The 25,577-nt window shown below is 62.0% G+C and carries 25 protein-coding genes; 11 read left to right on the top strand and 14 right to left on the bottom strand.

Going from position 1 to position 25,577, the window contains the following annotated elements; genetic code table 11:
• Position 1: 1 nt before the first annotated feature.
• The 3 genes from Q1B40_RS00320 to Q1B40_RS00310 are packed head-to-tail and all read right to left on the bottom strand — an operon-like array spanning position 2 to position 2,868.
• The gene (locus Q1B40_RS00320) at positions 2–997 is read right to left on the bottom strand and encodes a C4-dicarboxylate TRAP transporter substrate-binding protein (protein WP_299808295.1); all 996 of its coding nucleotides are present in this window, start codon (positions 995–997) and stop codon (positions 2–4) included.
• A gap of 36 nt (positions 998–1,033) precedes the next feature.
• A complete protein-coding gene (locus tag Q1B40_RS00315) occupies positions 1,034–2,128 on the bottom strand; it encodes an Ldh family oxidoreductase (protein ID WP_299808292.1) in 1,095 nt (364 codons plus the stop codon).
• Complete coding sequence (locus Q1B40_RS00310; RefSeq protein ID WP_299808289.1) at positions 2,125–2,868, bottom strand: SDR family oxidoreductase; 744 nt, start codon at positions 2,866–2,868, stop codon at positions 2,125–2,127. The genes Q1B40_RS00315 and Q1B40_RS00310 overlap by 4 nt, the downstream gene beginning before the upstream one ends.
• A gap of 227 nt (positions 2,869–3,095) precedes the next feature.
• Here Q1B40_RS00310 and Q1B40_RS00305 point away from each other — a divergent pair, with 227 nt between their 5' ends.
• Entirely contained in the window at positions 3,096–4,088 is a 993-nt protein-coding gene (locus Q1B40_RS00305; RefSeq protein ID WP_299808286.1) for a GntR family transcriptional regulator, read from the top strand.
• A gap of 56 nt (positions 4,089–4,144) precedes the next feature.
• Here the strand turns inward: Q1B40_RS00305 and Q1B40_RS00300 are convergent, their stop codons facing one another.
• Positions 4,145–4,645, bottom strand: coding sequence for a lactoylglutathione lyase family protein (locus Q1B40_RS00300; protein WP_299808283.1), 501 nt, complete (start codon positions 4,643–4,645; stop codon positions 4,145–4,147).
• A gap of 98 nt (positions 4,646–4,743) precedes the next feature.
• On the opposite strand from Q1B40_RS00300, the gene Q1B40_RS00295 reads away from it, so the two are divergent.
• On the top strand, positions 4,744–5,628 hold the full coding sequence (locus Q1B40_RS00295; protein WP_299808280.1) for a LysR family transcriptional regulator: 885 nt from the start codon (positions 4,744–4,746) through the stop codon (positions 5,626–5,628).
• Positions 5,629–5,655: 27 nt separating this feature from the next.
• Here Q1B40_RS00295 and Q1B40_RS00290 read toward each other — a convergent pair whose 3' ends face one another.
• Positions 5,656–6,720, bottom strand: coding sequence for a GlxA family transcriptional regulator (locus tag Q1B40_RS00290; protein WP_299808277.1), 1,065 nt, complete (start codon positions 6,718–6,720; stop codon positions 5,656–5,658).
• Between the two features lie 111 nt (positions 6,721–6,831).
• Here Q1B40_RS00290 and Q1B40_RS00285 point away from each other — a divergent pair, with 111 nt between their 5' ends.
• On the top strand, positions 6,832–8,061 hold the full coding sequence (locus Q1B40_RS00285; protein WP_299808274.1) for an NAD(P)/FAD-dependent oxidoreductase: 1,230 nt from the start codon (positions 6,832–6,834) through the stop codon (positions 8,059–8,061).
• Between the two features lie 170 nt (positions 8,062–8,231).
• Here Q1B40_RS00285 and Q1B40_RS00280 read toward each other — a convergent pair whose 3' ends face one another.
• Positions 8,232–9,263, bottom strand: a complete 1,032-nt coding sequence (locus Q1B40_RS00280) for an L-idonate 5-dehydrogenase (RefSeq protein ID WP_299808271.1) — start codon at positions 9,261–9,263, stop codon at positions 8,232–8,234.
• 89 nt (positions 9,264–9,352) lie between these two features.
• Between Q1B40_RS00280 and Q1B40_RS00275 the strand changes: the two genes are divergently transcribed.
• The 3 genes from Q1B40_RS00275 to Q1B40_RS00265 are packed head-to-tail and all read left to right on the top strand — an operon-like array spanning position 9,353 to position 11,631.
• Positions 9,353–10,120 (top strand): SDR family oxidoreductase, encoded by a 768-nt coding sequence (locus Q1B40_RS00275; protein WP_299808268.1) that lies wholly within the window; start codon positions 9,353–9,355, stop codon positions 10,118–10,120.
• Positions 10,120–10,614, top strand: coding sequence for a gluconokinase (locus Q1B40_RS00270; RefSeq protein ID WP_299808265.1), 495 nt, complete (start codon positions 10,120–10,122; stop codon positions 10,612–10,614). Before Q1B40_RS00275 ends, Q1B40_RS00270 begins: the two co-directional genes overlap by 1 nt.
• A complete protein-coding gene (locus Q1B40_RS00265) occupies positions 10,615–11,631 on the top strand; it encodes a LacI family DNA-binding transcriptional regulator (protein ID WP_299808262.1) in 1,017 nt (338 codons plus the stop codon). It begins immediately after the preceding gene.
• 74 nt (positions 11,632–11,705) lie between these two features.
• Here Q1B40_RS00265 and Q1B40_RS00260 read toward each other — a convergent pair whose 3' ends face one another.
• The 4 genes from Q1B40_RS00260 to Q1B40_RS00245 are packed head-to-tail and all read right to left on the bottom strand — an operon-like array spanning position 11,706 to position 16,180.
• Positions 11,706–12,548: a hypothetical protein gene (locus Q1B40_RS00260; RefSeq protein WP_299808259.1), complete on the bottom strand. Its 843-nt coding sequence runs from the start codon at positions 12,546–12,548 to the stop codon at positions 11,706–11,708.
• Positions 12,545–14,173 carry an acyl-CoA synthetase gene (locus Q1B40_RS00255; RefSeq protein ID WP_299808256.1) on the bottom strand — a complete coding sequence of 543 codons (1,629 nt, stop codon included), beginning with the start codon at positions 14,171–14,173 and terminating at the stop codon, positions 12,545–12,547. Before Q1B40_RS00255 ends, Q1B40_RS00260 begins: the two co-directional genes overlap by 4 nt.
• Positions 14,170–15,339, bottom strand: a complete 1,170-nt coding sequence (locus Q1B40_RS00250; protein WP_299808253.1) for an acetyl-CoA acetyltransferase — start codon at positions 15,337–15,339, stop codon at positions 14,170–14,172. The genes Q1B40_RS00255 and Q1B40_RS00250 overlap by 4 nt, the downstream gene beginning before the upstream one ends.
• 31 nt (positions 15,340–15,370) lie before the next feature.
• A complete protein-coding gene (locus tag Q1B40_RS00245) occupies positions 15,371–16,180 on the bottom strand; it encodes an IclR family transcriptional regulator (protein WP_299808251.1) in 810 nt (269 codons plus the stop codon).
• 212 nt (positions 16,181–16,392) lie between these two features.
• Here Q1B40_RS00245 and Q1B40_RS00240 point away from each other — a divergent pair, with 212 nt between their 5' ends.
• From Q1B40_RS00240 to Q1B40_RS00220, 5 genes are all read left to right on the top strand, one after another.
• Positions 16,393–17,415: a TRAP transporter substrate-binding protein gene (locus Q1B40_RS00240; RefSeq protein ID WP_299808248.1), complete on the top strand. Its 1,023-nt coding sequence runs from the start codon at positions 16,393–16,395 to the stop codon at positions 17,413–17,415.
• 102 nt (positions 17,416–17,517) lie between these two features.
• Entirely contained in the window at positions 17,518–18,051 is a 534-nt protein-coding gene (locus Q1B40_RS00235) for a TRAP transporter small permease subunit (protein WP_299808246.1), read from the top strand.
• A 3-nt stretch (positions 18,052–18,054) separates the two neighbouring features.
• A complete protein-coding gene (locus Q1B40_RS00230; protein ID WP_299808243.1) occupies positions 18,055–19,422 on the top strand; it encodes a TRAP transporter large permease subunit in 1,368 nt (455 codons plus the stop codon).
• A complete protein-coding gene (locus Q1B40_RS00225) occupies positions 19,419–20,234 on the top strand; it encodes an SDR family NAD(P)-dependent oxidoreductase (protein WP_299808240.1) in 816 nt (271 codons plus the stop codon). The genes Q1B40_RS00230 and Q1B40_RS00225 overlap by 4 nt, the downstream gene beginning before the upstream one ends.
• A 23-nt stretch (positions 20,235–20,257) precedes the next feature.
• The gene (locus Q1B40_RS00220) at positions 20,258–21,010 is read left to right on the top strand and encodes an SDR family NAD(P)-dependent oxidoreductase (RefSeq protein ID WP_299808237.1); all 753 of its coding nucleotides are present in this window, start codon (positions 20,258–20,260) and stop codon (positions 21,008–21,010) included.
• 49 nt (positions 21,011–21,059) lie between these two features.
• Here the strand turns inward: Q1B40_RS00220 and Q1B40_RS00215 are convergent, their stop codons facing one another.
• The 4 genes from Q1B40_RS00215 to Q1B40_RS00200 all read right to left on the bottom strand — a co-directional run bounded on the left by Q1B40_RS00215 (position 21,060) and on the right by Q1B40_RS00200 (position 25,561).
• A complete protein-coding gene (locus Q1B40_RS00215; RefSeq protein ID WP_299808234.1) occupies positions 21,060–22,136 on the bottom strand; it encodes an ABC transporter ATP-binding protein in 1,077 nt (358 codons plus the stop codon).
• Positions 22,137–22,207: 71 nt separating this feature from the next.
• A complete protein-coding gene (locus tag Q1B40_RS00210; RefSeq protein WP_299808231.1) occupies positions 22,208–23,263 on the bottom strand; it encodes a carbohydrate ABC transporter permease in 1,056 nt (351 codons plus the stop codon).
• Entirely contained in the window at positions 23,256–24,224 is a 969-nt protein-coding gene (locus tag Q1B40_RS00205) for a carbohydrate ABC transporter permease (RefSeq protein WP_299808228.1), read from the bottom strand. Before Q1B40_RS00205 ends, Q1B40_RS00210 begins: the two co-directional genes overlap by 8 nt.
• Before the next feature lie 74 nt (positions 24,225–24,298).
• Positions 24,299–25,561 carry an ABC transporter substrate-binding protein gene (locus Q1B40_RS00200; RefSeq protein WP_299808225.1) on the bottom strand — a complete coding sequence of 421 codons (1,263 nt, stop codon included), beginning with the start codon at positions 25,559–25,561 and terminating at the stop codon, positions 24,299–24,301.
• Positions 25,562–25,577: the final 16 nt, after the last annotated feature.

Genomic DNA, 25,577 nt, shown 5'->3' with positions numbered 1-25,577 from the left:
CTTACTGCTGCATTTCAGACTGCAGCTGTTTTTTCGCATCGACAATGCCGAGCGCTTCATAGGCGGCCTCGCCGGCTTGCCGGAAGGCTTCCATGTTCACGTCCTCGACAATCGTCATGCCGGCCTCGACCAGCTTGTCCTTGGCGGCTGCCGTTGCCTGGCGAATGACCTCGGAAGTTTCCTGACCGGCCGTCCTGCATTCCTCGACCAGAGCTGTCTGATAGTCCTGCGGCAGCGTGTCGAACCACTGCGAACTCACAACCTGAAAATTCACCAGCAGAATGTGTTTGGTCTCATTGGCGACGTTGAGCACTTCGTTCAAATTGGCGGCGGTGATGTTGGGATAGACAAGCTCGGCGCCGTCAATCGCGCGTTGCTGCAGGCCCGGATAGACATCGCCGAAGTTCATTGCCGTTGGTTCGGCGCCCAGCGCGCGGATGGATTCCTGCCAGATCGGAGCCGGCGGGGTGCGGATGCGCAGGCCTTCAAGGTCGGCAGGCTCGCGAATTTCCTTGTTGGTGTAGAAATTGCGGAACCCCTGCACCCAGTCGAAGCAGACGACCTTGAGACCGTGGTCGTCGGCAAGCTCCTGCTGCCATTTTTTCATGGTGGGCAGATCGGCGAGCGCGTAGGCCTGCTCGATGGTGGAGACGAAATAAGGGCCGTTCACCACCGCAATGCCCGGAACGTAGTTGCCGAGACGCGCAGCGTCGGTGTTCTGGCCGATATTGGCGCCCTGGCGGATCTGCTCGATGATGTCTTCCTCCACGCCAAGCTGGGAAGAGTGGAACACGTCCATCTTCAATCCGCCGTTGGTGCGTTCTTCAACCCGTTCGGCCCAATCGCTGAACCCATTGTGAAACGGTTCATTCGGTCCGAGCACGTGGTTGAACCGCAGAGTGTAGGTTTCCTGTGCCTGCGCGGCGCTGATGGCCAGTGTGCTTCCGGCCAGCAGCAGGGCTGCACATGTCTTCCAGACTTTCCCGTAAACTGTCATTTCATCCTCCCTTCGATGCCATGGTCAATCAGTGGGTCAGGGCGTGCCTGTCCTTTCAGGAAACGGTACGCCGTAGGCTTCCGCGAGCGTGCGGAAAGCCAATTCGGTCTTCGGGTCGATGGGAACGCCCTCGCTGTCGCGGCGCGCGGCTTCGGCCCATTCCCGGTCGCCCGGGGCCAGAACGGTCTCGCTCGCCGCCGTCGGCGAATTGCGCAGCGAGTGCAGGTAGCGGCGCATACCCGCTTCGAATGCCGCCGGATCGAGAAATGCGGCTGGGTCGAGCGCCATCACGAAGGCACCCATGTAGCGCGGTGTGGACATGTCCTCCCCCTCCATGGGCAGGATTTCCGAGCTCAGGTTCATGCCCGTGAGAACAGCGCTGAAGATCTCCACCAGCCCCGCCAGACCGGCGCCCTTGAAGCCGAATTCACCGCCGAGCGGAGCGAGCATGACCGCCTGCGAGGCATCCTGCGTGTCCTGCCCGTCCGCGAGCGAAGCCACCGACCGGGGCAGAGGCTGGCCGAGGCTTTCGAAAAGGCGGATGCGGTTATAGGGAATTGAACTGGTCGCCATGTCGAGCAGCCAGGGATCGTCTGCCCCGCTGGGCGCCGCCACGGCAATCGGGTTGGTGCCGTGAAAGCGCTCGGCACCGCCATGCAGGCGAACGAAGGCATCGGAATTGCAGAAGGTCAGCCCGATCATTCCTGCTCTTGCCGCTTCGACCGCATAGGCACCGGCTGGCCCGAAATGCGAACTGCGCTGTATGGCAACCGCTCCCATGCCGTTGAACCGGGCAATGGAAACGGCTTCCTTCATGGCTTCATAAGCGGCAAGCGCCCCATGCGCATCACCGGCATTCAGGGTGGCGACGACGCCCGCCCGGTAGTCGAATTCCAGCCGCGGATTGCCATTGACACGGCCGCCTTTGATGGCTTTTGCGTAGTGTGGCAGCAAACGGATGCCATGGCTGTCGATTCCCAGCCGGGACCCGTGCAACATGGACCGGGTCGCGGCCGATGCCGTTTCCATGTTCGCCCCCGCAGCGGACAGCACGGATGTGCTGAAGGCGCCCAGGTCCTCAAGGGCGATGCGCTGAGCCTCGATTTCGCTGACCGGCGTGCTGGAGTTCACAGCGTCTGCCCTCCATCGATGACCATTAGCGTACCGGTGGTGAAGCTCGATTCATCGCTGCCGAGATAGACCGCCGCCGACGCCATTTCCTCCACGGTTCCCAACCGGCCCATCGGCTGGCGCGAAGTGAATTCGCGGCGCGTCGCCTCCGGATCCGGGGTGGCCTGCATGCGCGCTTCGAGCGATGGAGACAGGGTCGTGCCCGGACACAGCGCATTGCACCGGACACCCGACCTTATGAAGTCACGCGCCACACTCTTTGTCAGGCCGATGACCGCCGCCTTGCTGGATCCATAGGCTGCACGGTTGGCCACGCCGGTGATCGAGGAAGCGACGGAGGCAACATTGATGATGGACCCGGATCCCCGTTGCAGCATGCCGGGCAAGACCGCCCTGATGGTTCGGTAGATCGAGGTGACGTTCTGGTCGAAGCTGTTCAGCCAGTCCTCCGGTGAACAGTCCAGGATCGTTCCGTTGTGCACCCAGCCAGCGCAGTTGAACAGGATATCGACCCTGCCGGCGTTCGAAACGGCTTCCTGCACGCTGTCTGCGTCCGTGACGTCAAGCGCCAGCGGTGTGATGGCGCCGTGCAGAGCGGGCAGGTCTTCCATTTTTGACAGCGTGCGGCTGGCGGCTATGACTTCGGCGCCTTCACGCGCGAAAGCCAGTGCCGTGGCTCGTCCGATTCCCTGACCCGCGCCTGTTACAAAAGCCCGTTTTCCGGCCAGCCTCTCAGACATGCCTCGTGCCCTTCGCCTTGTGCTCAACATCCGAATGTATAATGTGCACACTATACATTCAAGGAGATGTTATACAAGTCGGAAATCATCCCTTTGCGTTCAGCCCTGGATTTTGAGCGTTCCGCAATTGCCAAAGGAGGGCGATTCTGGCTATCGTCAGCGCACACATAAATCGATTGAATCTGGGAGCCGGGAAGATCGCAGAACCGCCTGCCACGGATGACCATTTGCTTCAGGAAGCCGGCTGCGACCCGATTACGGGAGCTGCGCCCCGCCTCTACGAGCGCGCCTTCCAGATCCTCGCAGAGGAGATCCGGCAAAAGACGCTCGGCCCGGGGTCACATCTGAACGAGACGGGAATAGCCGCGCGCTTCGGCATCAGCAGACCCCCGGCACGTCAGGCCCTCCTCCAGCTGCAGGAGGCCGGACTTGTCGAAAAAGCGGCGGGCAGAGGCTTCGTCGTCTGCGGAGACCCCGACGACAAAGCGGTTTCCCAGGCGCCGCCGGAACTTCAGCGGCTCGTATCGGCGTCCAGTTGGGAGCGGATCTACAACCAGGTGGAAGCTGAAATCATCTCACGGATCGCAATCGGCAGCTGGCGGATCGTCGAGACCGAGCTGGCGCGGACCTATCATGTAAGCCGGACCGTGGCGCGCGACGTCCTTGCCCGGCTGCAGCAAGCCGGCCTGGTGCGCAAGGATGACCGCTCGCGCTGGTTCGCGCCGGCGCTGACGCCCCACCATGTGGGCGAACTCTATGAAATGCGCTGGGTGCTGGAACCCGCCGCGCTGAAAAACGCCGCCCCGAACGTGCCGCCATCGCTGCTTGCGCGGATGCGCTGCAATCTGGAGGAGGCGCTCGCCAACGCCGCCAATCTTGGCAGCGCGGACCTCGACCGCTTTGAGAACGAGATGCATGTCGAGCTGCTGAGCCATGGCAGCAACGCCACCATGATCCAGACCATCCACACGCATCAGTCGCTGATCATCGCGCACCGCTTCCTGTATCGCCATACCAACGAGATGTTCGAGGTCGAACCGTTCCTGCCGGAGCATCTGGAGATCGTCGAACACCTGCAGGCGGGCGACCCCGGCAAGGCGGCGGACGCGCTTGCCGATCATCTGAAGATCTCGCTCGACCGCTCGCTCAGCCGTATCGACATGATCGCGACATATTGCCAGCCGGAACCGCTGGCCTTTCTGGAAAAACTGGATATCTGAGACCTGATCGCGGCGGGGCGGTCTCAAATATCTCCATCAGCCCCCCAAATGAGCACTCACTCGTAGGCGCCTGCCGAATACGTGAGCTCATAGCTGTGGGAATAGAGTTCGAAGACGATGCCGAAGGGGTCTTCGACATAGACCATGCGATAGGGCTTCTCTCCCGGGAAATATTCGCGCACGGGCATGCGCTGCCGGCCGCCGGCTGCAAGGATCTTCTTCAACAGGCCTTCCAGGTCAGGGTCCTGGATCGCGAAGTGGAACAGGCCGACCTGGCGATGTGGAAGATTGTCCTCGGGCTGGTAGTTGTCCGGAAACTCGAAGAGTTCGAAGCCGATGCGATCGCCGGTGGCCAGATGCGCGATGCGGAACTTGTTCCAGCCGGGGCCGAACACGTCATTGCACATTGCGCCGATGGCGCTGTCGTCCTCCTCGATTTCGGTGGGTTCCATGATCACGTAAAAGCCCATCACGTCCCGATAGAAGGCGACCGCCTTGTCGAGATCCGGCACGGACAATCCGATATGAGAGAATGTTCTGGGGGTTGTTTGGGTCATAACTGGCTCGCTTTCTGTTGCTGCCAATATGTGTTGGAAAAACTTGCCATCCAAATTATCATTTTATATGGAAATGATAACAAAATGGAATTGACGCAATGTTGAACGCGGTCTGGCTGGAAACATTCGTGACCCTCTGCGACCTCGGGCATTTCACCCGTGCCGCCTCGGCTTTGAACATGACGCAGCCCGGTGTCAGCCAACATGTGAAAAAGCTCGAACAGCAGGTTGGCCAACCGCTTCTGTCCCGAGACGGCAAGAGCTTCATCCCGACCCCTGCCGGGGAGGCGGTTCTGGACATCGGCCGCAGGCGTCAGATCGAGGAAAGGCAACTCCGGGACGCTGTGCAGAATGACGATCCGGATACCGGCGAGGTTTCGATTGCCTGTTCCGGATCCCTCGCCCTGCTGCTTTATCCGCTTTTTCTGGATCTCATGTCCGCGGCGCCGGCGCTGGTTATCCGGCTTGAGGCCATGCCGCGCTCCCGCGTCCTGGAGGGCGTGGCAGGCGGCGCCATTGATCTCGGCATCGTCGATCACGCGCCGCGCCATGCCAGGCTGGAAGGCGACAGGATCGGCCATGAGGAATTGTGCCTGATCGTTCCGAAGACCGGCACCATGCCGAAGACGATGGCGGACCTAGAAACGCTCGGCTTCATCGCGCATCCGGATGGCTACGCCTATGCCGACGAATTGCTCGCGGCGAATTTTCCGAATGACTATCCCGGCGCGGACCGGCTTCGGCAGCGCAGTTTCATCAACCAGATAGGCCAGATTCCCGAACCTGTTGCCCGGGGTCTGGGATATACGATCCTTCCCCGGAGCGCGGTTGATGCCTACCCCGGACGCGACAGACTGTCGATCGCGCCACTCCCGCACCCGGCGCGCCATGAGCTCTGGCTGATTCAACGCAAGGCCCGCATCCTGCCCGCCCGGACCCACAAGGTCCACGCGATGATCGCGGAGACGCTCGGCAATCCGTGACAAGGCGGGCTGACGCCAACCGGTCACTCAAGTTCGCAGGTTGCCCGGGGAAAGAGCGCCGGATGCGGTCCGGCGCGCCGGCACTGCGGCAGGCAGCAGTCTCTTCTTGCGATATGTAGAGGGCGGCATTCCGACATATCTGCGGAATGCGTTGCGGAAACTGGATGGTTCGGTGTAGCCGACTTCAGCGGCAATATCCTCGATAGACGTATCCGTCGTTTCGAGCATTTGCTTGGCTTCCTCGATCCTGAGCGTCTGGATGTATTCAAACGGCGTTTGGCCTGTCGCCTTGCGAAACCGGCGCAGGAGACTGCGTTCGTTCATTCCGACCCGCGCCGCCATCAAGGCAACCGGCGTGAGTGCGGCGTAATTTTCGGATGCCCATATCTGGGCTTCGCCGATCAGCCTGTCGTCATGCTGGGCGCCTGCAACGAGTGAAGCATATTGCAGCTGTCCGTCCGCATGCGGTTGCAGCAGATAGACTCTGGCCAGCCGCCGGGCTTCTTCCTGGCTGGCAAGCCGGCCGACCAGATAAAGCACAAGGTCCCCCCATGCCGACGCCCCGCCCGCGGTCACGATCCGGTGCCCTTCACCAGCCGGGATGAGAATCCTTTCCTTCCGCATTCTGACTTCAGGGAACCGCCGGGCTATGGCGTCGCAAAAGCCCCAGTGGCTGGTTGCATCCAGTCCATCCAGCAGACCCGACGCGGCAAGCAGCAAGGCGCCTGAGCACACCGATGTGATGATCGCACCTTGCGAATAGGCCTCCAGAAGCCACGGGACCAGCTGCATGACGTCGTCGGGAGGTGGGGCCTGGGGATCGAGATGCAGGTCGGGTACGACGATGATATCGGGCCGACTGCAGTCCCGCAGCGCCCCGTCCGGCGTGATCCGGCGTCCATTGACGTCGGTATAGGGCTTGCCGTCCGCAGAGAGCAGCCTCGCTTCGAAAACCGGCGAATTGGGTTCAGTGCCATGCAGCATTTCCCAGTCGCGCCCCGCTGACGCCAATGCGTCGACGATGCTGAAGGCCGTGGACGTGCCGACGCAAGGCATTGTCAGCACAACGGTCTGAAACGCCTTCCTCTTCATGGAAATGTCCGATTATCACCGATTGGAGCTGTTGCGAGCATATCAGGATCCCGAAGTATCCGGCAATACGAGGGCGTATTTTGACCTCAGGACACTTCAGGATTTTCAGAAATGGACGTTAATCACACAAGGGATGTTATCATTGTCGGCGCCGGTCTTTCAGGCCTTGCCGCAGCAACGGAACTGCGCAAACGCAATATTCCGGTGACAATTCTGGAGGCATCGGACCGCGTCGCAGCGCCCTGGCGCGCACGTCACCCGCAATTACGGCTGAACATTCACCGCCACTTTGCGCGCCTTCCCGGCCGCCTCGCGATCCGCGCCAGGGACACCTACCTGCCCAGGACTTCGGTTGTCGATTATCTGTGCGAATACGCGGACAACCTGGATGCGGAGATCCGCTTCGATACAAGCGTTCTCGCGGTGCATCGCGATGCCGGTATATGGCACATCAGGACCAGCAAGGGGGCCTTCCGGGCCGCGCACCTGATCGTCGCAACCGGTCGGGAACGGCTGAAAAGCCTTCCGGACTGGCCGGGTCTGAACGACTTCGGCGGTCAGATCATCCACTCTGCCGATTTCGGCAAACCGCAGGATTATGACGGCAAAAAAGTGCTGGTCATCGGTGCCGGAAATTCAGGCACCGATGTCCTGAACCATCTGTCACGCACCAATCCTGCGCGGGTCTGGGTCTCCGTCAGACACGGCCCGTCCATCCTGCCGTCGCGGATCTGCGGGTTTCCGCTGCATCGTCTGGCAAACCTGTTCGCATGCCTCCCACATTGGTCGCTGGACCCGACCTTCGCGATGATGCAACGCCTGTGTTTTGGTGATTTGCGCAAATACGGACTGCGCCGCCACGCAGTGGGCGGAGGAACGCGCCTGTTCAAGGAGGGTATAACCTTCGCCCTCGACGACGGGTTCGTTGCCGCGCTTAAATCGGGACGCTTCGAAGCTGTCGCGGAGACCAAGGGCTTCCAGCCGGAGTGCGTGGAGCTGTTCGACGGGCGCAAGCTCGATCCGGATGTGGTCATCTGTGCCACCGGATACCGGGCCGGACTGGAACCCGTATTCGGCCACCTCGGCGCATTGGACGCCAACGGCTATCCGCGTCACCCGCTGGGCCAGGCGGACCCCAGGAACCCGGGCCTCTGGTTCACCGGGTACAGCTTGTACTTCCAGGGTTTCTTTCATGCCGCCGGAATAGGCGCCGCACGCATCGCAAGCCAGATTGCGGCCCAACCCAAGGGGCAGGCATCGCCAAAGTCGCCCATTCCATTGTCGGCGATTGCGGGAAACATGAACCAGCCAACCGAGCCCCTGAAAGCCGCGGAGCAATGACACTGCTCTGCCGAGACCCGCTTGAGCCTTGCCGGAAGGTGTCGCACGAAGCAGACATGCCGGAGGCAATAAAGCGATAAAACCAGATTTTATGGACGTATTGGACACCGCCGGACCGGACCCGGAACCGCGTGGATGCCGCCAATCCGCCTCACTCGCATGGCTTCATTTCAGGCGAAAGAGATCTGGGTCTTGACGGCCTGCGTGCGGTCACCGGCGATCTCGAAGGCGGTGACCGCATCTTCCAGCGGAAAGGTCTGCGTGATGAAGGGTTTGACATCAATCAGACCTTTCCGCATCAGGCTGACCGCCGTGAAGAATTCCTCGTGGAAACGGAACGATCCCATGAGGGAGAGCTCCTTCGCGGTGATGGCCATCATGGGAAGGCTCATGTCGCCGCCCAGCCCGAGCTGGATGATCCGGCCTCCCGGCCGCATGGCGGCAATGCCCGCCGTGAGGGCGGGCGCGGCCCCGGAACACTCATAAAGCACGTCGAAGGTGCCCTTGTCCGGCAGGAACTGATCGAGACCGTTGGGGTCGTTCGCCATGTTGACGGTGATATCCGCCCCGGCTTCCCGCGCCTTGGCCAGGGTGAAGTCGCTCAGGTCCGTCGCCACGATCCGGTCGGCACCGGCGCGGCGGGCGGCGAGAATGCACAGGATCCCGATCGGACCGCAGCCGGTGACGAGCACCGACTTGCCCAGCAGGCTGCCAGCGCGGCGGGTGGCGTGCAGGCAGACGGCCAGCGGCTCGGCCATCGCCGCCTCGCCGGCCGTCAAACCGTCGGCGGGCGCGCACTGGATCGCTTCGGCGACAAGGCTCTGGCGGAAGGCGCCCTGAATGTGCGGAAACGGCATGGCGCTGCCATAAAAGCGCATGTTCAGACACTGGTTGTGACTGCCCTCGTTGCAGAAGCGGCAGTCACCGCAGGGACGCGACGGTGATACGGCAACCAGTTGGCCAACCTCGAGATTTTCCACACCCGCGCCCAGCTCGGTGATGGTGCCGGCGACCTCGTGGCCGAGGATCATCGGTTCCCTCAGCCGGATGGGACCGAAACCGCCGTGGTTGTAGTAGTGCAGATCGGAGCCGCAGATGCCGCCGGCAGCAAGCTGAATATGCACCTGCCCCGGGCCGGGCGTGGCGACCGTGCAGTCCTCGATGCGCAGATCCCTGGCGGCATGAATGACGATCGACTTCATCTCGGCTCACAGTCTTCGCGGTTGACATTGATTGTTATCGATAACATAAGAATTCCAACTGTCAATTCGTTTCGTGAGGAGGAAACCCGATGAGCCTGTCCCTGTTCGATCTGTCCGGAAAGCGGGCCCTGATAACCGGTTCGTCGCAGGGGATCGGCTTTGCCCTCGCCGGCGGTCTCGCGCGGGCCGGTGCGGAAATCGTTCTGAACGGCCGCGACGCCTCAAAGCTCAATGATGCCGCCACGGCCTTGAGGGCTGAAGGGTTCACCGTTCACGAGCTGGTTTTCGACGTGACCGACCATGAGGCCGTCCGGAAAGCCGTTGACGGCTTCGAGGCGGAGACCGGGGTAATAGATATTCTGGTCAACAATGCCGGAATGCAGCACCGCGCGCCGCTGGAAGAGTTTCCAGCCGATGCCTTCGAGCGCCTTCTGCAGACCAATATTGCCTCGGTCTATCATGTCGGCCAGGCGGTCGCCCGGCACATGATTTCCCGGGGAGAGGGCAAGATCGTCAACATCTGCTCGGTTCAGACCGCGCTCGCCCGCCCCGGTATCGCCCCCTATACGGCGACCAAGGGGGCCGTTGCCAACCTGACCAAAGGCATGGCGACCGACTGGGCCAAATACGGTCTCCAGTGCAACGGTCTGGCACCGGGCTATTTCGACACGCCGCTGAACGCTGCGCTGGTCAACGATCCGGAATTCAGCTCCTGGCTGGCCAAACGGACGCCCGCAGGGCGCTGGGGCAAGGTGGACGAGCTGATCGGCACCTGCATCTTTCTGGCCTCCCAGGCATCGTCCTTCGTCAACGGAACCACCGTCTATGTGGACGGCGGCATCTCGGTGTCGCTGTAATGACCGCCTATGTGATGATGGGCGTCTCCGGCTGCGGCAAGAGCGAAATCGGAGAAAGCTTTGCCAAAGCCATCGGTGGCCGCTTCATCGACGGCGACGACCTGCACCCGCAGACCAATATCGACAAGATGAGCCGCGGGGAACCGTTGAACGATACCGACCGGGAGCCGTGGCTCGACCAGGTCGGCCGAAAGCTCGACACCGAGGGACCGGTTGTCATCGCCTGTTCCGCGCTGAAGCGGGTTTACCGCGAACGCATTGCCCAGGAGGCGGGCCGTCCCGTCACCTTTCTGTTTCTCGAAGGCTCGCGCGAAGTGCTCGTGGAGCGCATGAAGCACCGCACGGGTCACTTCATGCCCGTCGCCCTTCTCGACAGCCAGTTGGCGACGCTGGAGCCTCCGGCCGCTGATGAGCTTTCCGTGAAAGCTTCCATCGACCAACCACGCGAGCAGATCATCGCGGACCTGCTCGCCGGACTTCGCGAGAGGGGATGAATGCAACGTATTGCAACGATGAAGGACGTCGCGCAAAAGGCGGGCGTCTCGGTCATGACCGTCAGCCGCGCCTTCAAGCAGCATGCCTCCGTCAGTGAAGACACGAGAAAGCGTATTCTTGGCATCGCCGAGGAGCTCGGCTACGTCTTCGACAGCAATGCCGCCACGTTCCGGACCCAGAAAACCGGTTTCGTGGCCGTCATCATCCCCTCCCTCAACAACGCGAATTTCGCCGACACCACCGCAGCCTTGTCGACCGCGCTGAAACCGGCAGGCCTGCAGGTGCTGCTGGGCTACAGCAACTACGACGTTCACGAGGAGGAGGAGATCGTCGAGCAGTTCCTCCGGCGCAGGCCCGAGGCCATTGTCCTGACGGGCGGGCGGCACACCGGGAGAACACGCGAGCTTCTGCGGCGGGCGCAGATCCCCGTGATCGAAACCTGGGATCTGCCGGAAGATCCGATCGGCCACGTTGTCGGATTTTCCAATGCGACGACAATGCATGATCTGGTCGGGCACCTGGTTGCTTCAGGTCGCAAGCGTCTCGCCTTTCTCGGGGGAGACACGAACGGCGACACGCGGGGAGCCGATCGCAGGCGCGGATTCGTCGCCGCGATGAAATACCACGGTCTGTCGCCGGATCGGCTGATCAGTGTTGGTGACCCGCCGATCTCCATGCGCGAGGGTGCCGATGCCATGTCCCGCCTGCTGCGGGATCATGCCGACACCGAGGCGGTGATCTGCGTGTCGGATCTCTCTGCTTTCGGCGCCTTGACGGAATGCGCGCGCAAGGGCGTCCGGGTGCCCGAAGACATTGCGATCGCCGGGTTCGGCGCCTACGATATTTCCGCCGTCTGTTTTCCGACCCTCACGACCATCGACCCGCATCCGGCCGAAATCGGCCGGTCCGCCGGCGAGCTGATCGTTTCCCTGCTGCGAGGGGGCCGATCAGGTAAAAATGACCCGGTCCGTATAGAAATCGCGCCGCAGCTCAGCGTGGGCGGTTCCAGCGCCTGACGTCATTGCCTGCCCCGGCATCGCCGGTCTGGGCCGGTAAAAACATGAAGGTGCCGGTCAAGAAGGTCCACACCCTAACCGGCAACGAGGATCATCTCGAAGGTGACGCAGATCGGCGCCTTGCCGGGCAGGATATCGCCTTCGAAGAAATTGCCGTCCGGATCGACGCAGAAGGTCGGCAGGAAGGACCCGTCCGGTCCGGCCGCCCGCGCCCGGTTGAGAAAAAGAACTTCCGAAATCGGCGATTCCATTGAGGATCCATCGGTGAAATCGGCCCCGATCAGACTTCCGATCCCCAGAACCACCGCATTGCCAAGTTCCAGTTCGCCGGAAAGCTCGGCAACGGCGGTCGACAGATCCTCATGGGGCGCAAGCGAGACGATGGCGGCATTGATGGCAGGCGTGTCTCTCAGCTTCCGGGGCCGGAAGAAGGAGAAATTCGTTTCCGCATCCTCGGTGACATCGAAACAACCACCATCGAACCGGTAGCCGTCGCCGGAATAATCGGCGCCAATCGTTACCTGGTCGGGCAACAGATGACCGGCGCGGCGCCCGTGTTGCGGATCGTCCCAGATGGCATGGCAATGCAGAAACCATTCGCCGTTCCGCCTGCCGACAATCGCGGTCCCCTGTGTCAGGGTCGCGCCCTGCCCGTCGTGGGTCTGACTGTACCAGGCGACATGCTCCTCGTCCGGGGAGGTGTCCGGCATGACGAACTTGTACGGCCCCATGACCAGCCCGTCGAGGCGGACCACCGCGCTGTCGCACCCGGCGGCGTCCATGACTTCGGCAATGGCGGTCATGAGCATCGCCCCTTCGCCGAGGCTGAAGGAAAGCGGTTCGGCGGAGCCGCTCACCACATGCCGGCGCGGCACTGTCGGCGGTCCCGGATGCCGGATCAGGTGAGACCGGCTCATGAGGTGCCCTCCAGCACGGGCATCAAACCGCGTGCGGTCAGCTCTTCGCGAATGAGCTTCTTGGTGATCTTGCCGTAGCCGGTCTTCGGCATGTCGGACAGAAAGACGAAATGGGTCGGCAGCTTGTATTTCGCCAGGCGGCCATGCAGCGTGGCCAGCAGCGACATCTCGTCCAGCTCCTGCCCTTCTTCGGCAACACAGACGGCAAGTCCGGTCTCGCCCCATTTCGGATGGGGAATGCCGAGCACCGCGACCTCCTTCAGCGCCGGATGGGTCAGGAGAAGCTCCTCCACCTCGCGCGGATAGACGTTGGAGCCGCCGGAGATGTACATGTCCGATGCACGTCCGGTGATGTAGAGGTAGCCCTCCGCATCCATGTGGCCGAGATCCCCCGTGCGAAACCAGCCATCGCGGAAAGCCTTCTTGTTGGCTTCCGCGTCCTGGTAGTAGCCGGCGCAGACTGCGGGGCCGGTCACGCAGATTTCACCGCTGGCGAGGGGCGGCAGATGCTTGCCGTCTTCGTCCTGAATGCTGATCTGGATGCCCGTGCGTTCGATTCCGCAGGTTCCGACCCTGGCTTGAGGACCATCCTCAAGATGATGGTCATGACGCGGCAGCACGGTGATCGCGCCCGTGACTTCGCCCAGACCGAAATACTGGACCAGAACCTTGCCCAGTTTGCGCAGGGCGAACTTCTGATCTTCCCGGTACATCGGCGCGCCGGCATAGATGACATAGCGCAGGCTGCCGTGGTCATGCTCGTCGACGGAGGGATGCTCGACCAGCATCTTCACGATGGTCGGCACGGTGAACATGTTCGTCACCTTGTGGCGCGCCACCAGCTCCCAGGCCACAGCCGGGTCAAACCGGCCTGCCGGCAGCAGAACACTGACGGCGCCGACGGCGAGCTGAGTCAGCTGATGCATCCCCGCACCGTGGGACAAAGGCGCCACCACAAGGCTGACGTCTTCCGGCGTGGAGGCCGGCATCAGGTCGTTCAGGTGATTGACGATGGTGAATGTCAGCTGACCGTGGGTGAGAACGACGGCCTTGGGACGCCCGGTAGAGCCGGAGGTGAAGAACAGCCAGCAGGGTGCATCGCGGTCGACATCGGCATTGGGCATGTCCTTGCCGAGGTTCTTCGCGATCAGGGCTTCGTAGGAAGGCCCGAAATCCGCGTTGCCGATTGCAACCACCTCCACCATGTCCGGCAGGGCCGCGCGGCAGGCCGCGGCGTGGGCCGGAAAGCCCTGTTCGCAGAACATCATCGCCGCGCCGGCCTTTTGCGCCAGATAGGCGACTTCATCCGCACCCTGGCGAAAATTGGACGGCACCCAGACCGCGCCAATCCGAAAACAGGCCAGCATGATCTCGATGATCTGGTTGTTGTTCGGCGACTGAACGAGCACCCGATCCCCATGACGGATGCCGAAGTCCTCACGCATGGCTATGGCGAGAGACGATACGCGGGCATCCAGCTCCCGCCATGTCCAGCGGTCGTCGTCCCAGATGATCGCCGGGCGGTCTCCGAGGCGGCGCGCATTTCGGGACAGGAAATGCGCGATGTTCGAGGTGCGGGTCGACCAGGGAAGGGCCGTGTCCCGATTGGCGGTTTCGAAACTCATTTTACCCGCTCCAGAATGGACACGTAATTCGCGACGGCAGCACCGCCCATGTTGAAGACACCGGCCAGCCCGACATCGGGGAGCTGCATGTCTCCGGCTTCGCCCGCCAGCTGCATTGCCGCCATCACGTGCTGGGAGACACCGGTGGCCCCCAGAGGATGGCCCCGCGACTTCAGCCCGCCGGAAGGATTGACCGGCAGCTTGCCGTCGCGCGCGGTGATCCCCTCGCGAACGACCCGGCCCCCCTGGCCGCGCCCGGCCAGCCCCATGGCCTCATATTCCAGAAGCTCGGCAATGGTGAAGCAGTCATGGGTTTCCACCATATCCAGATCGTCGAGGGACAGGCCAGCCTCTTCCAGAGAGGCTTTCCATGCTGCCCGCGCGCCGGCAAATTCGGTTACGTCACGGCGCGACAGGGCCAGGACATCGTTCACCTGGTTGCGCGCCCTGAAGCCGATGGCCCGATCCAGGGTCTCCGCCACATCCGGAGCTGCCAGGACAAGGGCTGCGGCGCCGTCGGAGATCAGCGAACAATCTGTCCGCCTCAGGGGGCCGGCCACCAGCGGATTCTTGTCGGTGACCGTGTTGCAGAAGTCCGCGTCCAGGTCCTTGCGCATGTGAGCGTAGGGGTTGCGGAGGCCATTGCTGTGGTTCTTGGCCGCGATCATCGCCAACTCTCTGGAATGGTCGCCGTTTTCCTGAAAATAGGTCTGGGCGATCTTGCCGAAGATGCCGGCGAACCCCGCATCCACCCGGTCTTCCTCTTCCCGGTAGCAGCCGCTGAGCATGATGTCGCCGGCACGGGACGTGGGAACGGCGGTCATCTTCTCCGCGCCGACGACCAGGGCAACCTTGCCGCGGCCCGCAGCGATGAAATCCATCGCCGCATAGAGCGCGGCAGAGCCGGTTGCGCAGGCATTTTCCAGGCGCACGGCCGGCACATTGCGCAAGTCGTCGAGCGCCATGCCGACCAGCGCGCCCTCGAATGCCTGGGCGGAAAACCCGTTGTTGAAGACACCGACGAAGATGCCGTCGACGTCGGTCGCGCCAACACCGGCATGCTCCAGCGCGGCAGGCACGACTTCGGCCATCAAGCCTTCCAGGCCCGGTGTTTCGGATTTTCCGAATTTGCTGTGGGCCCAACCCACAATCTGAGCATGGTTCATCTTGTTTCTCCCGGGCGTCCGGGCAGGCCGGTCAGGCCGTGCCCGGATTGTTGAATTCCAGTTTTCTGTTCAGCTTCGCTTCTATCGTGCGTTTTTCACGTTTCAGAAGACCGGCAATCTCGAGCTGGCGGTCGGGCTGCATACGCGTGTCCAGCGCAGCGATGGACAGGGCCCCGATCGGTTCTCCGCTCGGGGCCATGAGCGCAATGCCCACCGCCCATGAATTGGGCAGATAAAGCCCGGGATTGACGGACCAGCCGCGCTCCCGGGTTTCCTTCACATGCTCCCGGAGAAGCTCCAGCGTATAGCCCGGATACCCGCTCGCGAGAGTTTGCGCGTTGTCGGCGATCACGTCGTCCACTTCCCGGTCGGACAGGGCCGCCAGGATCGCCATTGCACCGGCTCCAACCCCGAGCGGATGTCGTTGCCCGGCCTGAAGGGCGTAAGTGCGAATGGGAAAGGGGCCGTCCTCCCGGTGCAGGCAAACCGAATGACGTCCGCGCCGGATCGACAGAAAGCAGGTGTCCTCACTCTCCCGTGCCAGCGCGCCAAGACTGTCAATCGCCAGATCGAGAAGATCGAACCGCCGGTTCGCCATCAGACCGATGACATAACTTTCCGGCCCCAGGGCATAGGACCGGCTGTCCTCGTCCTGCTCGACCATTCCGGCCCGGATGAGCGCCAGCAGCATGCGCCGGACGGTCGGGCGGCTCAGCCCGCTTTGCTCAACCAGAGTGTTGATCGATACGGCGTTTCCGCCTGCCCGGGCGATTGCCGACAGCAGGCCGAGTGCCCGATCGACACTCTGCGCCCCGCCCGGCTCCACCTCTTTTTGTTGCATTGCACTATCCATATTGTGGATACTAATCTCTTTTCAGCTTCCGTATTCTGTCTCTCTTTTTCCTACAATTCAACAGATTGCAAATTTTCCCTTACATTTTTTGTTTCATGACGCTACGCTTACAAGCGCGATATCATCCATAATATGGATACTACTTGAAAATTGACGGTGGCATTCACCAGAGATGAACGCGCAAACGGGAGGAAAATCCGATGAAGACTTTTGCACTTGCCGCTGCCGCGGCGCTTTCACTTTCGGTCGCCGCTCAGGCCGAAACGCTTGTCATGCAGAGCGTCTACCCCTCATCCCTTCCCCTCTTGGGAGATAGCGGCATTCGCCTGACCGAACAGGTGGAAGCCCTGACCGGCGGCGAGCTGAAAATCGAATTCAACGAGCCGGGCGCCATCGTCGGCGGAAACGAGATGTGGGACGCGATCTCCACCGGGGCGGTGGACGCTGGCTGGTACAGCCCCGGCTTCGCCCAGGGCATCATTCCGTCCGCGGCGATCTTCACCGCCGTTCCCTTCGGGCCGGATGTGCGCGCCTATACTGCCTGGTGGTACTATGGCGGCGGCAATGAACTGTGGGCCGACATCACGGCCGAGTACAACATCCACACCGAACTTTGCGCCATTCTGGTGCCGGAAGCCTCCGGCTGGTTCGCCAAGGAAATCAACAAGCCGGAAGACCTTCAGGGCATCAAGATGCGCGTCTTCGGTCTTGGCGCGGCCGTGATGGGCAAGCTCGGCGTGGAAGCCCAGTCCATGCCTGTCGCCGACACGCTGACCGGTCTTCGTCTCGGCACCATCGACGCTGCCGAAGTCTCGTTCCCGCTGATCGACAAGGCGGTCGCCATGAACGAGTACGCCTCCCACTATTACTTCCCGGGATGGCACCAGCAGACGTCGCTGATCACCTTCATCGTCAACCAGGATGTCTGGGACGGCCTGTCCGACCAGCAGCGCACCGTCATTCAGACGGCCTGTCAGGCCAATGTCGCCCTGACCGCCGCCGAAGGGGAAGCCAAGCAGTTGCAGCCGCTGGAAGACCTCAAGGCCGCCGGCGTCCAGGTGCATCAGTGGAACGACGAGATGATGGCCGCCTTCAGTCAGTCCTGGGACGAAGTTGTCGTCGAGCAGTCCGCAGCCGATCCGGATTTCAAGCGTGCATGGGAAAGCCTGTCGGAGTTCCGCAAGAACTTCCAGGAATGGTCCGACCTTGCTTACCTGAAATAATCCGAAAGGCCGGGCGCCCCGCGCCCGGCCTTTCCGGCTGTTGTCCCGCGCCATCTCGCCGGATGCAAGGCCACACTTGAGGCCGGACCCAAGGTACTTCTGATGAACACACTTCTGCGGCTCTCCGATTTGCTGGCGTTTCCCTGCCGTCTGGCGGCAAGACTGTGCGGCTGGCTGTTGCTGGTTCTGGCGGCTGTCATTCTCTATGACGTTGTCGGCCGGCGCTTCTTCTCAACCGGCTCCTTCAAGCTCCAGGAGCTGGAGTGGCACATTCACGGCACGATCGCGGTGCTCTGCTTCGGCTGGACCTATCTCGCCAACGCCCATGTGCGGATCGACATCTTCTCCGCCAACATGCGCCAGGACACCCGGCTGTGGCTGGAGGTCGTGGCCATCGTCGCCTTCCTCATTCCCTTCATGCTGTTGCTGACCTGGTTCGGATATGACTTCGTGCTGCGCTCCTTCGAGCGCGGAGAAGGCAGCTCCGGCGGGGTGGGCCTGCCGAACCGCTGGATCATCAAGTCGGTGATCCCGATCGGTGCCCTGCTGACCATATCCGGCGGGCTGGCCGTCCTCCTCAAGGTCATTGTCGCCCTTCGCCGGCCCGACATGCTGCAAAGCCCCTGGGAGACCTGATCCATGATCGAGACGATCTCCGCGATCCTGCCGGGCGCCATGTTCCTCTCGCTGATCGTGCTGCTGTTCTCCGGGGCGCCGGTGGCGATCATGCTGATGGGAACGAGCCTCATTTTCGGGCTGCTCGCGATCTGGACCGGCGACATGCGCCTGGTTCATGCGACCCTGCTGCCCAACCGGATCTTCTCCGGCACCATCGACAACGCGGTCCTTGTCGCGGCCCCGATGTTCATCTTCATGGGCCTGATCATGGAGAAGACCCGCATTGCCGAAGATCTGCTGCTGACCCTGCAGCGGCTGATGCGGGTCGTTCCCGGCGGCCTTGCCCTGGCGGTCGTCCTGATGGGGACGATCCTGGCGGCCGCCACCGGCATCATCGGCGCCTCCGTCATCATGCTGACGATGCTGGCCCTGCCCACCATGCTCGAGAACGGCTACGACAAGGGGCTATCCGCCGGCACGGTCGCTTCCGCAGGCACTCTCGGCATCCTCATTCCACCTTCGGTGATGCTGGTCTTCATGGGGGACCTGCTGTCGATTTCGCTTGGACGGCTGTTCGTCGCGGCGCTTCTGCCCGGCCTGCTTCTGGCCGCCTGCTACGTGATCTACATCGTGACCCGATCGTTTCTTCAGCCCTCGCTTGCTCCCAAGGCTCCGCCGCTGACCGCCGCGGAAAAAAGCGGGCTCTGGCTTGAAACACTGAAGTCAGTCCTGGCGCCGCTGCTGATGATCACCGCCGTGCTCGGCTCCATTCTCGGCGGTTTCGCCACACCGACCGAAGCCTCAGGCGTCGGCGTCGTGGCCGCCCTGCTGATCGGCCTGCTGCGCGGCCGGTTGAACCGGGTGACACTGCGGGAATCCATGGACGGATCGGTGACGTCGCTGGGGATGCTGTTCTTCATCTTCGTCGGTGCCACGGCCTTCTCCTACATCTTCCGCAAGGTCGGGGGAGAACATTTCATCGTGGACACGGCCCGGGCGCTGCCCTTTGGCGACTGGGGTCTGCTGATCTCCATCATGGCGATGATCTTCGTCATGGGGTTTTTCTTCGACTGGATCGAGATCACCCTGATCGTGCTGCCGATCTTCGCACCGATCGTTCCGCTGATGGATCTGGGCGACCATGTCGACAAGGCGCAGATGATCTACTGGTTCGCCATTCTGGTATCGCTCAATCTACAAACCAGTTTCCTAACTCCACCCTTCGGCTTCGCGCTGTTCTACCTCAAGGGAGCGGCAGGCAACATGCTGGCAATGCGCGACATCTATCGGGGCATCATTCCCTTCGTGATCGTGCAGCTTGTTCTGCTCGGTCTCGTCGTCGCCTTTCCCGATATCGCCTTGTGGCTGCCGGATCAGGTGATGCAATGAGCGAAACCGGACAAACAGGCCGCGTCGCCGGCAAACGCGTCCTTGTCATCGGCGGCGGGTCCGTCAGCCCCGGATGGGGCAACGGCAAGGCCGCAGCCGTTCTCTATGCCCGAGAAGGTGCAAAGGTTCTGGTCGTCGACCGGAGCGATGTAGCCGCAAACGCCACCGCCGAGCTGATCCGCGACGAGGGCGGGACAGCCGCTGCCTTCATCGGGGACATGACCGATCCAGAGGTGGCAAAGGCCTCCGTGACGTCTGCCGTCGACGCCTACGGCGGGCTCGACATCCTTCACTACAACATCGGGATCAGCACCCGTGGCGGCATCGCCGACACGACACTTGAGGACTGGCGCAAGGTGTTCGCCGTCAACCTGGATGCCGCCTTTCATGTCACCCGGGCCGCCCTGCCGGTCCTGGAACAGGGCGGCGGCGCGATTGTCTACATCACGACCCTTGCGGCCCATCTGAACGGCCCTTACGCCTATGTCGGCTACGAGACCTCTAAGGCGGCGCTCAGCCGCCTGTCGCGCAGCGTCGCGGCAGAATACGCCGCCCGGGGCGTGCGCTCCAACACCGTCGCGCCGGGCATGATCGATACGCCGCATGTGCATGCCCATGTTGCCACCTCCAGCGACGGCGCGGCGGTGGCGCAAGCGCGTGCGGCCCAGGTGCCGATGAAGCGTCAGGGCACGGGATGGGATGTCGCGGAGGCTGCCCTGTTTCTGGCGTCCGACGCGGCCGGCTTCATCACAGGCGTCGATCTTCCGGTCGACGGCGGCATGTCGATCCTCATGGGCAACGCCGCACTCTGAATTTTCTGGGAGAAAAATTTCATATGACACAGAAACTCGCTCTCGTGACCGGCGCGGCCCGCGGCATCGGTCTTGCCACCACGAAGCTCTTCCTGCGCGACGGCTGGAACGTCGCCATGATCGATCGCGATGCGCCTGCTCTGGCTGAAGCCTCTGCGGACCTCGACGGCGCCCGGGCCTTTGTCTGTGACGTGTCGATCCCCGAGGCCGTGGACCAGCTCTACAAGGATGTTCTGGAGCATTTCGGGCAGATCGATGCTCTCGTCAACAATGCGGGCGTCGCGGACTTCGGGCCGATTGAAGACACTACTTTCGCGCGCTGGCGCACGGTGATGGAGACCAATCTGGACGGGGTGTTCCTGATGTCCCAGGCCGCCATTCCGGCCTTGCGCGAAACCCGCGGCGCCATCGTCAACATCGCGTCCATCTCGGGCCTGCGCGCCTCAACGCTGCGGGTTGCCTACGGAACATCGAAGGCGGCGGTCATCCACATGACCAAGCAGCAGGCGGCGGAACTCGGCGAATACGGCATCCGCGCCAATTGCGTCTGCCCGGGCCCGGTGCGCACCAAACTGGCCATGGCCGTCCACTCGCAGGCGATCATCGCCGCCTATCACGATGCCATTCCGCTGAACCGTTATGGCTCCGAAGACGAGATCGGCGAAGTCATCGTCTTCCTCTGCGGCGACAAGTCCAGCTATGTCACGGGCCAGATCGTCGCCTCCGACGGCGGTTTCGAAAGCACCGGCATCGGCTTGCCAGACCTGCGCGGCTAAGCCGGCTTCGGCGGTCACCACCCTTTGCAGAGAGGCTTGCTGCGTGCGCTCACGCTGACAGGAGGGTTTTGCCGGATTGGGTGTCGAACAGATGCATTCTGTCCGAGGGAACAGAGATCCGGATTTCCTCTCCGATGGCAACCGGCGTCTGACCTTGTGCGTGCAGGGTGAGCTTGCGGCCATCCGCGGTCGTTCCGAAGATGTGGGATTCGCCGCCAAGCTGTTCGACCCCTCCGACATCCAGCCGGATCCCGTCCTCGGACAGATCCAGATCCGTCGGGCGGATGCCTATGGTCACCCGCTGGTCAGGCCCGCCGGAGAACTTGCCCGCCGGAACATTGAGGCGTTCGCCGGAGTCCAGAACGATCTCAGTTTGAGCGTCAGCGGAAATCCGGCCCTCAAGGAAGTTCATTTTCGGTGAGCCGATGAACCCGGCGACAAAGAGATTTGCCGGGCGGTTGTAAAGCTCCAGCGGTCGGCCGTACTGCTCGACCAGACCGGCGCGCAGAACCGCGATCTTGTCGGCCATGGTCATGGCCTCGACCTGGTCATGGGTGACGTAGATCATCGAATTGCCCAGCCGCCGGTGCAGCGAAGATATTTCGCCGCGCATTTCGACACGCAGTTCGGCGTCGAGGTTGGACAAGGGCTCGTCGAACAGGAAGCCGAGCGGCTCGCGCACCACGGCGCGGCCGATGGCGACGCGCTGGCGCTGGCCGCCGGACAGTTCCTTCGGCCGCCGCTCCAGGAGCTGGTCGATCTGCAGCATCGTCGCGACGTCGCGGACCTTGGTTTCGATCACGTCCTTCGGGGTGCGGACGTTTTCGAGGCCGAAGGACAGGTTCTGCCTCACCGACATGTGCGGATAGAGCGCATAGGACTGGAAAACCATCGACAGGCCGCGTTCGGCCGCGGACACATTGTTGACCGGCTTGCCGTCGATCAGGACCTCGCCGCCTGTGATGTCCTCGAGCCCCGAGATCATGCGCAACAGTGTGGACTTGCCGCAGCCGGATGGTCCGACGAAGACGCAGAATTCGCCGTGTTCGATCCGAAGATCGACCCCCTTGATGACTTCCAGCGCGCCAAACCGTTTAACGACGTTGCGCAGTTCGATATTCGCCATAGTCTACTCCCGTTGCGGCCGGCGCTTCAAAGCCGCTTTGGCTTGTTCTGATGGGTGGAGGCTGTCCCGGCTTATTTCCCGCCGGTCGATGCAATGCCTGTCGCGATGTATTTCTGCAGGAACATGAAGACGATAGCGACGGGCAGCAGCGTCAACACCGTTGCCGGCAGCAGCTTCTCCCAGTCCGTCAGGAATTCCCCTTGGAACGAATTCAATGCAAGCTGCAGGGTGAACTTGTCGTTTTCGCTGAGCACGATCAGCGGCCAGAGGAAATCGTTCCAGCGCCACATGATGGCCAGGATCGCCAGCACCGCGATGGCCGGCGCCGACAGCGGTATGATGATGCGCCAGAAGATCTTCCATTCACTGGCGCTGTCCATGCGCGCCGCGTCGAGTATCTCGTCCGGGATGGTGATCATGTATTGCCGCAACAGGAATACACCGGTCGGTGTCGCGGCCCCCGGGATAATGACGCCCCACAGGGTGTTGACCATGCCGAACTGGCTCACCAGAAGAAATGTCGGAACCAGAAGCACGGTTCCCGGCACCATCAGCGTTCCGATGACCAGCGCAAGAACGGTCAGCTTGCCGCGGAACTTGTATTTCGACAGGGCGAACGCGGCCATGGAATTGATGACCAGCATGATCGCGGTGGCCGTCAGGGTGATGGCCGTCGAGTTCCAGAGATAAAGCGGGAAATTCAGCCTCTCGAAAAGATCGGTATAGTTGTTCCACGCGAAGGCAATCCGCTCGATCGGCTCGCGGTCCGCCACATTCACCTTGAGCCGCGTTTCAGGCTCGGCCGGATCAACCATCTGGGCGATCAGGCCGACGCGCCGGATCTGGGCGAGTGTCCGACCTTCCTGGTCTCCTGCAATCATTTTGAACAGCGGCAACGGTTCGTCGTAGCTTTCGACGACCAGTGTGTCCTGCGCGACGGGAAGCAGCCTCGGCGGAAAACGTTCCAGCTCGGCGCCGGTCTTGAAGGACGACAGCAGCAGCCAGGCAACCGGCCCGAACATCAGCACGATGCCGAACAGCAGGTATCCGTATGTGACCCAGTCGGTCCAGTCCATCCGGCCCTTGCCAGCCCTGGTCCGGGTAAGAAATGCTACAATTCTAGCCATCGACCTTCTTCCTGTTTATCCAGAACTGCAGGGCCGTCAGGAAAATCAGCACCATTGCGAGCATGATCGCCGCAGCGGCCGCCACACCGAGCAGACGCGGCTGAACTCCGAATCCGGTTTCATAGATGAACTGCATGATGAGTGTCGTCGCCGATCCGGGACCACCGCCGGTGAAGGCATAGATTTCGTCGAACGTCTGCACCCCCTTGATCAGCGCCAGCACCAGAACGACCAGCAGGGTCGGCGACAGCAGCGGCAGGGTGATCCTGCGGAAGCAGCGCCACGGCGATGCACGATCCATAAGCGCGGCTTCATAGACGTCCTGGGGAATGGCCTGCAGACCGGCCAGCAGGATCAGCGTGTAGAAGCCCATATGCGCCCAGATCGAGATGAACGTCGACCAGAAGAAGGCCCAGTGACGCTCGATCAGCCAGTTGATAGTTTCAAACCCGAGGGATTCCAGACCCGCGTTCAGCAGGCCATTGCGCTGCAGGATCCATTTCCAGATCAGCGCGACAACCACCGGAGACAGCAGGACGGGGAAAAAGAAGACGCCGCGAAAGAGGCCGCGCGCGCGGATTTTGCGGTTCAGGACAATCGCGGTGGCAAGCGCGGCAATGACCATGATGCCGACCTGAAACACCACGAACCAGACCGTGTTCCAGACCGCGCGCCAGAACAGGTCGTTACGGCAGCTGCTCGGGTCCAGCACGTTTTCGCACTCGAGCAGATTGCCGAAATTCTGAAAGCCGACATCGGGACGGTCGCGCAGCAGAATCGCTTCCCCGCCCGTGGTCGCATAAGAGAAATTGAGAATGATCGGCAGGAAGGTGAACAGGCTGAACAGGGCCAGGTTGGGCGCCAGGAACAACCAGGCCGTCATGCCGATGCCCAGCCGCTTTTGCACCAGCAGAAACGGAATTTCGACCAGCCGCATGATCGGATTTAAAAGTTTCAGCATCCCATACCCCAGTGTGCCGAAAAGAGCCGCCCGACCCGATTGGCCGGGCGGCTCCAAGGATGATTGACCGAGGCTTACTTCGCCGTTTCGGCAAGCACCGTGGCAAGGTCGTCCCTGGCACGCTCCATCGCCTCATCGACTGAATATTCACCGACGACTGCCTGGGTCACGCGCTGCACCGTGATGTTGAACATGGCGCGATTGTTCTTGTAACCCTGATAGGCGAAAGCGATGGGAGACAGCTTTTCGACCTGTGCTCCCCAGGCATTCAGCGCTGCGGCGGCCGGCGCCGACACATCCTGGTAGTCCACGCCCGCGGCTGCGACACCGTAGTGGGCCGGCACGGACCGGGTCCGGGACGTCAGTTCTGCATAAACGTCCTGCTGCGCGAGATAGTCGATCAGTTTCGCCACCAGTTCGGGATGTTTCGTGTGCTTGAAGCCAACGATACCCGAACCGCCGGGCATGCCGCTGCATCCGCCTGCACCGCACGGCGAGCCAACCACCTGCCAGTCGAAGAGATCGCCGATCTTCTGGTCGAAGTTCAGCGTCTGCCAGCTGCCGCTGAACAGGTAGGCGAGTGTGCCGTTGATGAATTCAGCGCCCGCATCGCGGTAGCTTCCGCCACCGGCCCCTGCCCAGACATCACGCAGCATGACGCCGTCGTTGTTCCAGTCCACGAATTTCTGCACATACTCCTGGAAGGCGTCATCGACGAGGATCGGCTCACCGTTTTCATCGAAGATTCTGGCGCCATAGGAAATGGCCGGGCCCGCGATCCGGTGACCGGAGCGGTCCATGGCCATTGCAGCTTCGATCCCGGTTGCCTCGGCAACAGCGGTGGCTGCTTGCGCCCATGTGTCCCAGTCGGCGTCCGCCGACGGAATTTCCACACCCGCCTGATCGAACAGCGTCTTGTTGATATAGGCACCGGTGATGGTGAAGTCCCCGTGCATCCCGTAGATGCCGTCGTCGTCAGCGCCAACGCGATACCAGTCAAGCGTATCGCCGAAACTGTCCTCCCAGTAACCGCGATCCACATACGGAGCCAGATCGATATAATATTCGTTGAGCCCGCCCAGGTCGGTCACCCGGGCCATGTCCGGTCCTTCACCCGCTGCCAGCTGGACAGGCAGGTTTTTCAGGACGACATCATAGGAAACGATGTCGGTGACCACATCGACACCCGGATTTTCGGCTTCGAACCCGGTGAACAGATCGTCCAGAACCTTGCAGAAAGGTTCGTCGTTGCACATGAAGCGGATTTCCTGAGCCGCTGCCGGGGCGGTGAAGGCCGCCGACAGCATGAATGCTCCGATAAGTCTGGTATATTTCATATTTTCCTCCCTGGAT

It is taken from the genome of uncultured Roseibium sp., assembly GCF_947496995.1.
GTDB lineage: Bacteria > Pseudomonadota > Alphaproteobacteria > Rhizobiales > Stappiaceae > Roseibium.
The sequence above is the reverse complement of the archived record's forward strand: the minus strand, read 5'-3'. Positions and strand labels throughout refer to the sequence as shown.

What these genes read in the sequence shown, in the direction of transcription:
- Q1B40_RS00320 (WP_299808295.1), bottom strand. Translation starts at nt 997, where the DNA reads ATGACAGTTTACGGGAAAGTCTGGAAGACATGTGCAGCCCTGCTGCTG.
- Q1B40_RS00310 (WP_299808289.1), bottom strand. Translation starts at nt 2,868, where the DNA reads ATGTCTGAGAGGCTGGCCGGAAAACGGGCTTTTGTAACAGGCGCGGGT.
- Q1B40_RS00300 (WP_299808283.1), bottom strand. Translation starts at nt 4,645, where the DNA reads ATGACCCAAACAACCCCCAGAACATTCTCTCATATCGGATTGTCCGTG.
- Q1B40_RS00295 (WP_299808280.1), top strand. Translation starts at nt 4,744, where the DNA reads ATGTTGAACGCGGTCTGGCTGGAAACATTCGTGACCCTCTGCGACCTC.
- Q1B40_RS00290 (WP_299808277.1), bottom strand. Translation starts at nt 6,720, where the DNA reads ATGAAGAGGAAGGCGTTTCAGACCGTTGTGCTGACAATGCCTTGCGTC.
- Q1B40_RS00285 (WP_299808274.1), top strand. Translation starts at nt 6,832, where the DNA reads ATGGACGTTAATCACACAAGGGATGTTATCATTGTCGGCGCCGGTCTT.
- Q1B40_RS00280 (WP_299808271.1), bottom strand. Translation starts at nt 9,263, where the DNA reads ATGAAGTCGATCGTCATTCATGCCGCCAGGGATCTGCGCATCGAGGAC.
- Q1B40_RS00275 (WP_299808268.1), top strand. Translation starts at nt 9,353, where the DNA reads ATGAGCCTGTCCCTGTTCGATCTGTCCGGAAAGCGGGCCCTGATAACC.
- Q1B40_RS00270 (WP_299808265.1), top strand. Translation starts at nt 10,120, where the DNA reads ATGACCGCCTATGTGATGATGGGCGTCTCCGGCTGCGGCAAGAGCGAA.
- Q1B40_RS00265 (WP_299808262.1), top strand. Translation starts at nt 10,615, where the DNA reads ATGCAACGTATTGCAACGATGAAGGACGTCGCGCAAAAGGCGGGCGTC.
- Q1B40_RS00260 (WP_299808259.1), bottom strand. Translation starts at nt 12,548, where the DNA reads ATGAGCCGGTCTCACCTGATCCGGCATCCGGGACCGCCGACAGTGCCG.
- Q1B40_RS00255 (WP_299808256.1), bottom strand. Translation starts at nt 14,173, where the DNA reads ATGAGTTTCGAAACCGCCAATCGGGACACGGCCCTTCCCTGGTCGACC.
- Q1B40_RS00250 (WP_299808253.1), bottom strand. Translation starts at nt 15,339, where the DNA reads ATGAACCATGCTCAGATTGTGGGTTGGGCCCACAGCAAATTCGGAAAA.
- Q1B40_RS00245 (WP_299808251.1), bottom strand. Translation starts at nt 16,180, where the DNA reads ATGCAACAAAAAGAGGTGGAGCCGGGCGGGGCGCAGAGTGTCGATCGG.
- Q1B40_RS00240 (WP_299808248.1), top strand. Translation starts at nt 16,393, where the DNA reads ATGAAGACTTTTGCACTTGCCGCTGCCGCGGCGCTTTCACTTTCGGTC.
- Q1B40_RS00235 (WP_299808246.1), top strand. Translation starts at nt 17,518, where the DNA reads ATGAACACACTTCTGCGGCTCTCCGATTTGCTGGCGTTTCCCTGCCGT.
- Q1B40_RS00230 (WP_299808243.1), top strand. Translation starts at nt 18,055, where the DNA reads ATGATCGAGACGATCTCCGCGATCCTGCCGGGCGCCATGTTCCTCTCG.
- Q1B40_RS00225 (WP_299808240.1), top strand. Translation starts at nt 19,419, where the DNA reads ATGAGCGAAACCGGACAAACAGGCCGCGTCGCCGGCAAACGCGTCCTT.
- Q1B40_RS00220 (WP_299808237.1), top strand. Translation starts at nt 20,258, where the DNA reads ATGACACAGAAACTCGCTCTCGTGACCGGCGCGGCCCGCGGCATCGGT.
- Q1B40_RS00215 (WP_299808234.1), bottom strand. Translation starts at nt 22,136, where the DNA reads ATGGCGAATATCGAACTGCGCAACGTCGTTAAACGGTTTGGCGCGCTG.
- Q1B40_RS00210 (WP_299808231.1), bottom strand. Translation starts at nt 23,263, where the DNA reads ATGGCTAGAATTGTAGCATTTCTTACCCGGACCAGGGCTGGCAAGGGC.
- Q1B40_RS00205 (WP_299808228.1), bottom strand. Translation starts at nt 24,224, where the DNA reads ATGCTGAAACTTTTAAATCCGATCATGCGGCTGGTCGAAATTCCGTTT.
- Q1B40_RS00200 (WP_299808225.1), bottom strand. Translation starts at nt 25,561, where the DNA reads ATGAAATATACCAGACTTATCGGAGCATTCATGCTGTCGGCGGCCTTC.